Source organism: Shewanella japonica (assembly GCF_002075795.1).
Classification (GTDB): domain Bacteria; phylum Pseudomonadota; class Gammaproteobacteria; order Enterobacterales; family Shewanellaceae; genus Shewanella; species Shewanella japonica.
Genome location: NZ_CP020472.1, coordinates 4,920,366 through 4,932,130, shown reverse-complemented (window position 1 = coordinate 4,932,130; position 11,765 = coordinate 4,920,366). Strand labels below are relative to the sequence as shown.

The 11,765-nt window shown below is 43.5% G+C and carries 6 protein-coding genes, 1 tRNA gene and 3 rRNA genes; 6 read left to right on the top strand and 4 right to left on the bottom strand.

The genetic code is table 11. The features are described 5' to 3' along the window. Positions 1-11 precede the first annotated feature (11 nt). Both SJ2017_RS21145 and SJ2017_RS21140 read right to left on the bottom strand, forming a co-directional pair. A complete protein-coding gene (locus SJ2017_RS21145; protein ID WP_055025422.1) occupies positions 12-206 on the bottom strand; it encodes a DUF2061 domain-containing protein in 195 nt (64 codons plus the stop codon). Between the two features lie 209 nt (positions 207-415). Further along, positions 416-1,147, bottom strand: coding sequence for an NUDIX hydrolase (locus tag SJ2017_RS21140; RefSeq protein WP_055025421.1), 732 nt, complete (start codon positions 1,145-1,147; stop codon positions 416-418). Positions 1,148-1,477: 330 nt separating this feature from the next. Between SJ2017_RS21140 and SJ2017_RS21135 the strand changes: the two genes are divergently transcribed. Further along, positions 1,478-2,626 (top strand): endo-1,4-beta-xylanase, encoded by a 1,149-nt coding sequence (locus SJ2017_RS21135; RefSeq protein WP_080917284.1) that lies wholly within the window; start codon positions 1,478-1,480, stop codon positions 2,624-2,626. A gap of 116 nt (positions 2,627-2,742) precedes the next feature. Here the strand turns inward: SJ2017_RS21135 and SJ2017_RS21130 are convergent, their stop codons facing one another. Then, the gene (locus SJ2017_RS21130) at positions 2,743-3,645 is read right to left on the bottom strand and encodes a 1,4-dihydroxy-2-naphthoyl-CoA synthase (RefSeq protein ID WP_080917282.1); all 903 of its coding nucleotides are present in this window, start codon (positions 3,643-3,645) and stop codon (positions 2,743-2,745) included. 83 nt (positions 3,646-3,728) lie between these two features. Then, positions 3,729-4,079, bottom strand: coding sequence for a hypothetical protein (locus SJ2017_RS21125; RefSeq protein ID WP_244899743.1), 351 nt, complete (start codon positions 4,077-4,079; stop codon positions 3,729-3,731). A gap of 164 nt (positions 4,080-4,243) precedes the next feature. Here SJ2017_RS21125 and ccoG point away from each other — a divergent pair, with 164 nt between their 5' ends. From ccoG to SJ2017_RS21100, 5 genes are all read left to right on the top strand, one after another. Next, positions 4,244-5,671, top strand: a complete 1,428-nt coding sequence (ccoG, locus tag SJ2017_RS21120) for a cytochrome c oxidase accessory protein CcoG (protein WP_080917279.1) — start codon at positions 4,244-4,246, stop codon at positions 5,669-5,671. A 520-nt stretch (positions 5,672-6,191) separates the two neighbouring features. Further along, positions 6,192-7,736, top strand: a 16S ribosomal RNA gene (locus SJ2017_RS21115). Between the two features lie 349 nt (positions 7,737-8,085). Beyond that, a 23S ribosomal RNA gene (locus tag SJ2017_RS21110) occupies positions 8,086-10,977 on the top strand. A gap of 161 nt (positions 10,978-11,138) precedes the next feature. Next, positions 11,139-11,254, top strand: a 5S ribosomal RNA gene (gene rrf / locus SJ2017_RS21105). The 16S, 23S and 5S rRNA genes sit together here with 1 tRNA gene alongside, the layout of an rRNA operon. Positions 11,255-11,363: 109 nt before the next feature. Next, a tRNA-Asp gene (locus SJ2017_RS21100) sits at positions 11,364-11,440 on the top strand. Positions 11,441-11,765: the final 325 nt, after the last annotated feature.

Genomic DNA, 11,765 nt, shown 5'->3' with positions numbered 1-11,765 from the left:
AATATGAGGCACTAGCTGATAGCGTTAGCTAAGCTGTTTGCCTCTATTTTATTCCAAACTTTGTCATGGAAATAAAAAACAATTGTATTTACGGCAGGTTCTATTAATGCCACAGCACCACCAATGACAATACTTCCAGTTAGTAAATATGTAATGGTGAATGCAACACTGAAATGCAAAATAGCGAAAGTCATGGTTTTTTTCATGTGAACCTCGAGTAAGTTTGTTTTTAACCACTCAAATGATAACAGTTATCATTACTATTTAAAGTGTTTTTTACAAATTAAGTCAAAAGGTTTATTCGATTAAACTGGAGTATCTCGTCGGGTCGTGTATATCTATCTGATTGAGAACAATAAAAAAGTCGCTTAAGCGTATCTTAGGCGACTTAATAACGTTTCATTAGCGGATTGAATTAAAATTCGAAGTTAAATCCATACTGTTTAAGCTGTTCGTAAACCACTTTATCAAAACAAAATAATGCGGCAGCACGATGAGCTACGTTCTTTTGTTTTTCGTTGCAATTGATCAATAGATTCATTTTTAATATCTTGCGTCTAAAGTTAGGCTTATCGAGCTTACTGTTAAGAATTGATTCGTAAATCTCTTGTAACTGCAGCAGGGTAAATTTCTCTGGTAATAAATTAAAGCCAATTGGTTCGTGGTGGACTTTATATTTAAGATTACTTAGTGAGCTTTTAATAATTTCTGCGTGATCGAAAACGAGCTGCGGTAAGTTATAGACATCAAACCATTCAATTTCATAGGCGTTATTGCCCATGGCTAAACGTGTTTCATCAAAACGTACTAAAGAATAAAAGGCAACCGTAATGATACGACGGGTAGGGTATCGATCGACTTGACCAAATGCGCCTAGCTGATCCAAATATAAGTTATCGACACCTGTTGTTTGTTTCACAACCCTCGATGCTGCATCTTCAAGGTTTTCATCCATCATTACCCAATGACCAATAAGACCCCACTTGTTTGCCGCTAATCCTCTATTGTATTTCACTAATAGAATTTTCAGCTTACCTTCATGCATAGAGAAAATAAGATTATCCACCGACACATTCGTGATGGTGTTATCTGGCAAAGCTTCTTCTTGGGCTAACTCATTGGCATTTAAAATCGGCTTTACTGTCATCATAGTACCTAGCATATGTAAAACGTTGGCTATATCGGTCAGATATAAAGGTTATTTAGCTTAATCTAATGAAATCACGATAAAAAGAAAAATAAATTTTAATCAATAAGAGTAAATTAAGCGCACTTTGGGCGCAACGAATTCTGTTGTTTACAAAAAATCACTTGAAATGAATCTTGGTTTTAGGAATATTATATGTAATAGTCATTTTAACAATAAGTTGTGTTTTGTTAGATTTTGTCCGTTTTACCCTATGAAGCGAATCGTGTCCTCACTTCTTAGATTATCGAAATGCGACTTCATTATTACTATTAACATAAAGGGATTGATATGTTTGTACCTGATAATTCGCTAATAAGCTGCGCTGGTTTGAAGAGGTTTGTACCATTACTTGCTTGCCTACTTTTGCCTGTAACTCTGCAAGCCGCTGATGATAAGACAGAGTTACAATTAAAAGATCACTTTGCTGAACAATTTAAAATCGGTGCAGCATTAAGTGAAGCGCAAATCTTAGATAAGAAACCAGGTGTATTAGATTTGGTTGCTCAGCAGTTTAATAGTTTAACTGCTGAAAATGTCATGAAATGGGAAGAAATTCACCCAAGCCCTCAGCAATATAACTTTAGTACGCCTGATAAATTGGTGAGTTTTGGTCAGAAACATGACATGTATATGGTAGGACATACATTGTTATGGCATCAGCAGACGCCAGATTGGGTATTTGAAGACGAGAAGGGTAATTTACTTGAGCGTGACTCTTTACTTGAAAGACTACAGTTACATATCAATACCGTGTTAGGGCAATATAAAGGCAAGGTGCAAGCATGGGATGTTGTTAATGAGGCGTTTAATGAGGACGGTACACTTCGCGATTCAAAGTGGTTAGCTATCATCGGCCCTGACTATATTGAAAAAGCGTTTGAATATGCACATCAAGCAGATGCTGATATTGCGCTTTATTACAATGACTACAATTTATTTAAGCCTGCAAAACGTAAAGCGGTGGTTAAGTTAGTTAAGCAACTTCAATCAAAAGGTATTCGCATTGATGGTGTTGGGATTCAAGGGCATTATGCATTGGATTATCCTGATTTGAATGAAGTTGAAAACTCAATTAATGCATTTGCTGATACAGGCGTCACCGTTATGTTTACAGAGGTTGATGTATCAGTATTACCCTTTCCAGATGAAGACAATCAAGGCGCAGATATCAGCTTAGATATGGCATTGCAGCAACAGTTTAATCCTTATGCTGACGGACTTCCTTCAGATGTTGAGCAACAACTTGCGCAGCGTTATAAGCAAATCATTGATTTATTTATAAAGCACCAACAAAAAATCGATCGTGTGACATTTTGGGGGGTCGATGATGGTCAAACTTGGAGAAACGATTGGCCAATGACAGGCCGAACAGATTACCCATTGTTATTTGATCGTGAGCTGCAATTAAAACCGTTTGTAAAAGACATCATAAACTAAGTCAGGTTTGATTGAGGGTAAGCATTTATAGTCAAAAGGCGTGGCTTACGATGAAGTAAGCCACGCCTTTTTCAATTATTGGCGAAACAAGTAACTTAAAGTTAATTAAGCTTGTTTTAGTAGTGCCAAGGGAATTTAGAAAAATCTTGGTCGCGTTTTTCTAAAAAGGCATCACGACCTTCTTGTGCTTCATCAGTCCCGTAAGCAAGGCGAGTCGCTTCTCCTGCGAATAGTTGCTGACCGACTAAACCGTCATCTGGCAGGTTAAAGCCATATTTAAGCATACGCATGGCAGTTGGCGATTTGCTGTTAATTTCTTTTGCCCAAGCTAAAGCTTCTGTTTCTAACTCTGCGTGAGGAATTGAGCGGTTAACCATGCCCATATCGAATGCTTCATCGGCTGAGTAATTAAACCCAAGGAAGAAAATTTCACGAGCACGTTTTTGACCAATCATTTTGGCTAAGTAAGCACTTCCATATCCAGAGTCGAAACTGCCGACATCAGGATCGGTTTGTTTGAAAACGGCGTGCTCTTTCGAAGCAAGGGTTAAATCGCAAACAACATGTAAGCTATGACCTCCGCCAACAGCCCAACCAGGGACTACAGCAATAACCACTTTCGGCATAAAACGAATCAAGCGTTGCACTTCTAATATATGAAGGCGACCCATACGAGCGACATCAGGTTTACCTTCTTCTGCCCCTTCATACTTATAGCCGTCTTTACCGCGGATGCGTTGATCTCCTCCGGCACAGAAAGAGTGTTGGCCTTTTGCTGATGGACCATTACCGGTAATGAGCACACAGCCAACGTCTGACCATTGGCGAACATGATCTAACGCAGTATAAAGCTCATCAACTGTTTTAGGTCGGAAAGAATTGAGGCAATCAGGGCGGTTTATCGCAATACGAACAGTGCCTTGATCTTTTGCTCGGTGATAAGTGATATCTTCAAAGTCGAAACCACTAACTGTGTCCCAAAGAGAAGGGTCAAAAATATCTGAAACCTGTTGAGTCATGTTTACTAGCCTTTTTCAAACGATTATCCAAAGGCTAGGCTGATTTAAATCTCAGGTCAATTACAGATGTCGTAAAGCTCGAATTAAATCTTGTCACAGATTAATTGAAGGTTATCTTTACCAAAAATAGGATGTTTTGATCCAAAACCACAATATTCTGATTTAAAATTGGCAACCGATTCATTGTCAGTGAAAATGTCTTTAAACGCGTTAACCTCTTTACCTGACAATCTTTCTATTACACCTGAAGGTATTTTAATGACCTTGTCACTTTTTCTAATGATTTTTGTGCCTGTCATTGAAGATATTTTATCATCTGCACTGTCCATAACTGATTGTATTTCAGCTATCGGCTCATCGAGTTTATCGGTTTCGGTAGCAAAGTAGTAAATTACACCGGCAATCAGTGCGATTAGGATCCAACCTCTCATCATTTAGTCCAATTAAAGTGAATAACCATGAATAATACGAGTATAATATACTCAATTAACACTCTGTAAACGAGTGTGTAGCAGTTTCAGTAGATTATTATTTAAAATATTAACTTTTTCTGCAATCACAATAGAGTTTGCCCCTTTTTAAGTAGTAAGGCATCGAGATGACAAAAGAATCGACATCTAAAGATTTTTCCAAACAAAAGCGGATTAAAATCCATCAGCCAGATGCTAATAAAGCAGATCGTTTCAATCCAAGTAACAGTATTTATGTGCGTGCTGTAACCGGACTTTGGACAACAGTAAGAAGACGTATTGGTTGGGCAACCATGTCATTCTTTCTGATATTGCCATGGTTACCATGGGGAGACCGTCAAGCCGTTTGGTTTAATCTAGGTGAACAGAAATTCCATATCTTTAGTTTGACTATTTGGCCTCAAGATCTGACTTTGCTAGCAGCACTATTTACTATCGCTGCATTCGGCCTCTTTTTTGTGACCACTTATCTAGGCAGGGTATGGTGCGGCTATACTTGCCCACAAACGGTTTGGACGTTCATCTTCATTTGGTTTGAAGAAAAATTCGAAGGTGCCAGAAATAAGCGTATCAAGTTGGATCAAATGCCATGGAGCTTTAATAAACTTTGGCGAAAAACGGCGAAGCATACTTCTTGGGTACTTGTTTCACTATTAACTGCAATGACCTTTGTGTCTTACTTTGTGCCGAGTCGTGAAGTCTACATTGATGTTTTCACCCTAAACGCGGATCTAAGTATCTACTTCTGGGTCGTATTCTTTACTTTAGCAACCTATGGTAATGCTGGTTGGATGCGCGAGATTATGTGCATTCATATGTGTCCTTATGCTCGCTTTCAGGCTGCTATGTTTGATAAGAATACATATATAGTTGGTTATGATGCAAAGCGTGGTGAAACTCGAGGGCCAAGATCTCGTAAAGCAAACCCTGTAGAAATGGGATTGGGCGACTGCATAGATTGTGATTTATGTGTGCAAGTGTGCCCAACCGGAATCGATATTCGTAATGGCTTGCAATATGAGTGCATTAATTGCGGTGCTTGTATTGATGCCTGTGATACGACTATGGAAAGAATGGGCTATGACAAAGGCCTAATAAGTTACACCACCGAAAATAAACTTGAGAATATTAAAGAGACAATTGTTAGGCCAAAACTTGTTGGCTATGGCGTAGCGCTAACAGTCATGATACTCGTCTTTGTATATGCCAGCGCGACTATTGCGCCAGTGCGTATGGATGTCATTAGAGATAGAAATGCTTTATATCGTATTACTAATGACGGGCTTGTAGAAAATACATATACATTGAAGCTGCTCAACAAAACTGAACAAGCCCAAGAGTATCAACTTTCGATGACAGGTTTAGATAACTATCAGTGGACCGGTCCGACAGACGTTTCTATACAAGCTGGAGAAGTATTAACGCTTCCTGTCAGTATTGCGGTTGATCCAGGTGCTTTAGAGCGAACAGTGACAAAAATTAATCTAATTGTGATTGCAAATATCGATGGAAAGCCTGTTTCTATCAAACAAGAGTCAAGATTCTTTGGTGATTAAACCTAGGTATTATAGGTAAAAGGGGCTGTTTAGCCCCTTTTTTATGCGTTTCGTTCAAAATCTCAGCTGTTAACCCTGTTTTATTAAATTAATTCAATTTAGCCCTTGCACGGTTTCATAATCTCCCTATAATGCGCATCCACTGACACGGCAACAGGCACTAGCCAACACTGAGTCTGCTTGATTTGAAGCGGTTTTAACCACCTTAAATCAACGGCGAAAAGAAGTTTGAAAAAACACTTGACGCTGACAACGGGAAGTGTAGAATACGCATCCCTGACCAACACGGTCAACGCTCTTTAACAATCAAACAAGTAAATCTGTGTGGACACTCACAGGTGTTGAGTTAATCGAAATTGCTCACTCTTTCTCGTAAAGAATGCAGCAATCAAAATTATTATCAATGTAACGATGAGTGTTCATAGCAATATGTAACAAACAGGATGTAGATTCTTCCGAGTCTGCATAATGTAATCAGAATTCATTGAGCCGAAGCATTTTCGAATGTTTCAAAAAACTTTAATTGAAGAGTTTGATCATGGCTCAGATTGAACGCTGGCGGCAGGCCTAACACATGCAAGTCGAGCGGTAACAGAAAGAAAGCTTGCTTTCTTTGCTGACGAGCGGCGGACGGGTGAGTAATGCCTAGGGATCTGCCCAGTCGAGGGGGATAACAGTTGGAAACGACTGCTAATACCGCATACGCCCTACGGGGGAAAGGAGGGGACCTTCGGGCCTTTCGCGATTGGATGAACCTAGGTGGGATTAGCTAGTTGGTAAGGTAATGGCTTACCAAGGCGACGATCCCTAGCTGTTCTGAGAGGATGATCAGCCACACTGGGACTGAGACACGGCCCAGACTCCTACGGGAGGCAGCAGTGGGGAATATTGCACAATGGGGGAAACCCTGATGCAGCCATGCCGCGTGTGTGAAGAAGGCCTTCGGGTTGTAAAGCACTTTCAGTAGGGAGGAAAGGTAGCAGCTTAATACGTTGTTGCTGTGACGTTACCTACAGAAGAAGGACCGGCTAACTTCGTGCCAGCAGCCGCGGTAATACGAGGGGTCCAAGCGTTAATCGGAATTACTGGGCGTAAAGCGTACGCAGGCGGTTCATTAAGCCAGATGTGAAATCCCCGGGCTCAACCTGGGAATTGCATTTGGAACTGGTGAACTAGAGTCTTGTAGAGGGGGGTAGAATTTCAGGTGTAGCGGTGAAATGCGTAGAGATCTGAAGGAATACCGGTGGCGAAGGCGGCCCCCTGGACAAAGACTGACGCTCATGTACGAAAGCGTGGGGAGCAAACAGGATTAGATACCCTGGTAGTCCACGCCGTAAACGATGTCTACTCGGAGTTTGGTGCCTTGAGCACTGGGCTCCCAAGCTAACGCATTAAGTAGACCGCCTGGGGAGTACGGCCGCAAGGTTAAAACTCAAATGAATTGACGGGGGCCCGCACAAGCGGTGGAGCATGTGGTTTAATTCGATGCAACGCGAAGAACCTTACCTACTCTTGACATCCAGAGAACTTTCCAGAGATGGATTGGTGCCTTCGGGAACTCTGAGACAGGTGCTGCATGGCTGTCGTCAGCTCGTGTTGTGAAATGTTGGGTTAAGTCCCGCAACGAGCGCAACCCCTGTCCTTATTTGCCAGCGCGTAATGGCGGGAACTCTAGGGAGACTGCCGGTGATAAACCGGAGGAAGGTGGGGACGACGTCAAGTCATCATGGCCCTTACGAGTAGGGCTACACACGTGCTACAATGGCGAGTACAGAGGGTTGCAAAGCCGCAAGGTCTAGCTAATCTCATAAAGCTCGTCGTAGTCCGGATTGGAGTCTGCAACTCGACTCCATGAAGTCGGAATCGCTAGTAATCGTAGATCAGAATGCTACGGTGAATACGTTCCCGGGCCTTGTACACACCGCCCGTCACACCATGGGAGTGGGCTGCACCAGAAGTAGATAGTCTAACCTTCGGGAGGACGTTTACCACGGTGTGGTTCATGACTGGGGTGAAGTCGTAACAAGGTAGCCCTAGGGGAACCTGGGGCTGGATCACCTCCTTACCTATACGACTAACTTGATGTTTGTTGAGTGTTCACACAGATTGCTTGTTACTCCTTAACGGAGTTGAGCGAAATGCGCCGCCAGCCGGTTAGCATTGTTCTTTAACAATTTGGAAAGCTGATAGTATTTAATACGATGATGTCTGTCGTTGTATTAATTACAAATCGTATTACTGAGAAGTTAATCCCTTTTTAGTAATACATTGAGTTCTCAAAACACTTTATTAAGTGTCTTGAATATTCTAAAACTAAGGCGAATTTGTGTAGTGTTAATTCACATGCAAATTATGTAATAAACCAGCTAGTTACGGTACAACTTAAGTTTCTTTGAAACTTATTTGGGTTGTATGGTTAAGTGACTAAGCGTATACGGTGGATGCCTTGGCAGTCAGAGGCGATGAAGGACGTAGTAACTTGCGAAAAGCGTTGGCGAGCTAGTAACAAGCATTTGAGCTAACGATGTCCGAATGGGGAAACCCGGCCACATAAGTGGTCATCATACAGTGAATACATAGCTGTATGAGGCGAACTCGGGGAACTGAAACATCTAAGTACCCGAAGGAAAAGAAATCAACCGAGATTCCCCTAGTAGCGGCGAGCGAACGGGGATTAGCCCTTAAGTCTATGGGGTGTTAGTGGAATGTGTTGGAAAGCACAGCGGCACAGGGTGATAGCCCCGTACACGAAAACTAACCATAGATGAAATCGAGTAAGGCGGGACACGTGACATCCTGTTTGAATATGGGGGGACCATCCTCCAAGGCTAAATACTCCTGACTGACCGATAGTGAACCAGTACCGTGAGGGAAAGGCGAAAAGAACCCCTGTGAGGGGAGTGAAATAGAACCTGAAACCGTATACGTACAAGCAGTGGGAGCGGTTCTTGAGACCGTGACTGCGTACCTTTTGTATAATGGGTCAGCGACTTACGTTTTGTAGCGAGGTTAAGCGAATAGCGGAGCCGTAGGGAAACCGAGTGTTAACTGCGCGTTTAGTTGCAAGGTGTAGACCCGAAACCGAGTGATCTAGCCATGGGCAGGTTGAAGGTTGAGTAACATCAACTGGAGGACCGAACCGACTAATGTTGAAAAATTAGCGGATGACTTGTGGCTGGGGGTGAAAGGCCAATCAAACTCGGAGATATCTGGTTCTCCTCGAAAGCTATTTAGGTAGCGCCTCGAGCGAATACCACTGGGGGTAGAGCACTGTTAAGGCTAGGGGGTCATCCCGACTTACCAACCCTTTGCAAACTCCGAATACCAGTGAGTACTACTCGGGAGACAGACGGCGGGTGCTAACGTCCGTCGTCAAAAGGGAAACAACCCAGACCATCAGCTAAGGTCCCAAAGTTATTGCTAAGTGGGAAACGATGTGGGAAGGCTTAGACAGCTAGGATGTTGGCTTAGAAGCAGCCATCATTTAAAGAAAGCGTAATAGCTCACTAGTCGAGTCGGCCTGCGCGGAAGATTTAACGGGGCTAAGCAATACACCGAAGCTATGGGTTTGCTCTTAGGAGCAAGCGGTAGAGGAGCGTTCTGTAAGCGGTTGAGGGTGAAGGGGTAACCCACACTGGACGTATCAGAAGTGCGAATGCTGACATGAGTAACGATAATGGGGGTGAAAAACCCCCACGCCGAAAGACCAAGGGTTCCTGTCCAACGTTAATCGGGGCAGGGTGAGTCGACCCCTAAGGCGAGGCTGAAAGGCGTAGTCGATGGGAAACAGGTCAATATTCCTGTACTTTTGCTAACTGCGATGGAGAGACGGAGAAGGCTAGGCTAGCGCGGCGTTGGTTGTCCGCGTTTAAGGTTGTAGGCTGTTCACTTAGGCAAATCCGGGTGAACATTAGGCTGAGAGCTGATGACGAGTCACTAAGGTGATGAAGTAGTTGATGCCATGCTTCCAGGAAAATCTTCTAAGCTTCAGGTTAGTAGGAATCGTACCCCAAACCGACACAGGTGGTCGGGTAGAGAATACCAAGGCGCTTGAGAGAACTCGGCTGAAGGAACTAGGCAAAATGGTACCGTAACTTCGGGAGAAGGTACGCTCCTGACGGTGATGAGACTTGCTCTCTAAGCTGTTGGGAGTCGCAGATACCAGGTGGCTGCAACTGTTTATCAAAAACACAGTACTGTGCAAAATCGCAAGATGACGTATACGGTATGACGCCTGCCCGGTGCTTGAAGGTTAATTGATTGGGTTATCTTCGGAGAAGCTCATGATCGAAGCCCAAGTAAACGGCGGCCGTAACTATAACGGTCCTAAGGTAGCGAAATTCCTTGTCGGGTAAGTTCCGACCTGCACGAATGGCGTAATGATGGCCACGCTGTCTCCAGCCGAGACTCAGTGAAGTTGAAATTGCGGTGAAGATGCCGTATACCCGCGGCTAGACGGAAAGACCCCGTGAACCTTTACTATAGCTTGGCACTGAACATTGAACCTACATGTGTAGGATAGGTGGGAGACTTTGAAGCTCAATCGCTAGATGGAGTGGAGTCAATCTTGAAATACCACCCTTGTAGTTTTGATGTTCTAACCGCGGCCCCTAATCGGGGTTCGGGACAGTGCCTGGTGGGTAGTTTGACTGGGGCGGTCTCCTCCCAAAGAGTAACGGAGGAGCACGAAGGTTGGCTAAGTACGGTCGGACATCGTACGGTTAGTGCAATGGCATAAGCCAGCTTAACTGCGAGACATACACGTCGAGCAGGTACGAAAGTAGGTCATAGTGATCCGGTGGTTCTGTATGGAAGGGCCATCGCTCAACGGATAAAAGGTACTCCGGGGATAACAGGCTGATACCGCCCAAGAGTTCATATCGACGGCGGTGTTTGGCACCTCGATGTCGGCTCATCACATCCTGGGGCTGAAGTCGGTCCCAAGGGTATGGCTGTTCGCCATTTAAAGTGGTACGCGAGCTGGGTTCAGAACGTCGTGAGACAGTTCGGTCCCTATCTGCCGTGGGCGTTGGATGATTGAAGGAAGCTGCTCCTAGTACGAGAGGACCGGAGTGGACGAACCGCTGGTGTTCGGGTTGTTATGCCAATAGCATTGCCCGGTAGCTACGTTCGGAATCGATAACCGCTGAAAGCATCTAAGCGGGAAGCGAGTCCTAAGATGAGTCATCCCTAGGAATTTAATTCCTCTAAAGAGCCGTTCGAGACTAGGACGTTGATAGGCAGGGTGTGTAAGCGTTGTGAGGCGTTGAGCTAACCTGTACTAATGACTCGTGAGGCTTAACCATACAACCCAGATGAGTTTTTATCTGAGTTGATGGTAACTAGATTTATTACTTACTGTTGAAGGTAAGACTTAGTGAAGAATATAAAGCGCTTAGTAAAGTAGAAAACTCAAACAGCTTTCCGAATTTAGTTAATTGCGATAAGCGATTAACACCCGAATTTGCTTGGTGACAATAGCATTGTGGTACCACCTGATCCCATCCCGAACTCAGTAGTGAAACGCAATCGCGCCGATGATAGTGTGGGGTCTCCCCATGTGAAAGTAGGTCATTGCCAAGCGCCTAATTTACTCGAAAGAGTAGCTTTATCACGATAAAGCGAGTCTACTAACATTGACAAGTTAGCGACTTAAAAAGCATTTAGCATTACGCGTAAGCATTTTGCTAAAGGAGCGGTAGTTCAGTTGGTTAGAATACCGGCCTGTCACGCCGGGGGTCGCGGGTTCGAGTCCCGTCCGCTCCGCCAACATAAAGACGAAAGCCTCTACAGTAATGTAGAGGCTTTTTTCGTTTTGAGTCGAAATTTACGGGCTGCGTTAAACTTAAATTCTATTAAGCTTTAATTGAACGCTGTCATCGTTTGTTCTTGTTAGCTTAATAACGGGCTATTGTGTCGTGCCACTTTTTTCGCATATAGCTTAACTAACAGAAATATCATTGATAGTTCACGCCATATAGCGCCATCACAATGCATTGAATATCAGGTTATAATTTCTACGTAACTCTCATTTTTTACTTAAAGATGTATTTTGAGTGCGTTTTATAGAAAAGATGATTCTATATAAGCCATT

Excerpts from the sequence above, each read along its gene's own strand:
- SJ2017_RS21125 (WP_244899743.1), bottom strand. The coding sequence starts at position 4,079 with ATGATGAGAGGTTGGATCCTAATCGCACTGATTGCCGGTGTAATTTAC.
- SJ2017_RS21135 (WP_080917284.1), top strand. The coding sequence starts at position 1,478 with ATGTTTGTACCTGATAATTCGCTAATAAGCTGCGCTGGTTTGAAGAGG.
- SJ2017_RS21140 (WP_055025421.1), bottom strand. The coding sequence starts at position 1,147 with ATGACAGTAAAGCCGATTTTAAATGCCAATGAGTTAGCCCAAGAAGAA.
- SJ2017_RS21130 (WP_080917282.1), bottom strand. The coding sequence starts at position 3,645 with ATGACTCAACAGGTTTCAGATATTTTTGACCCTTCTCTTTGGGACACA.
- ccoG (WP_080917279.1), top strand. The coding sequence starts at position 4,244 with ATGACAAAAGAATCGACATCTAAAGATTTTTCCAAACAAAAGCGGATT.
- SJ2017_RS21145 (WP_055025422.1), bottom strand. The coding sequence starts at position 206 with ATGAAAAAAACCATGACTTTCGCTATTTTGCATTTCAGTGTTGCATTC.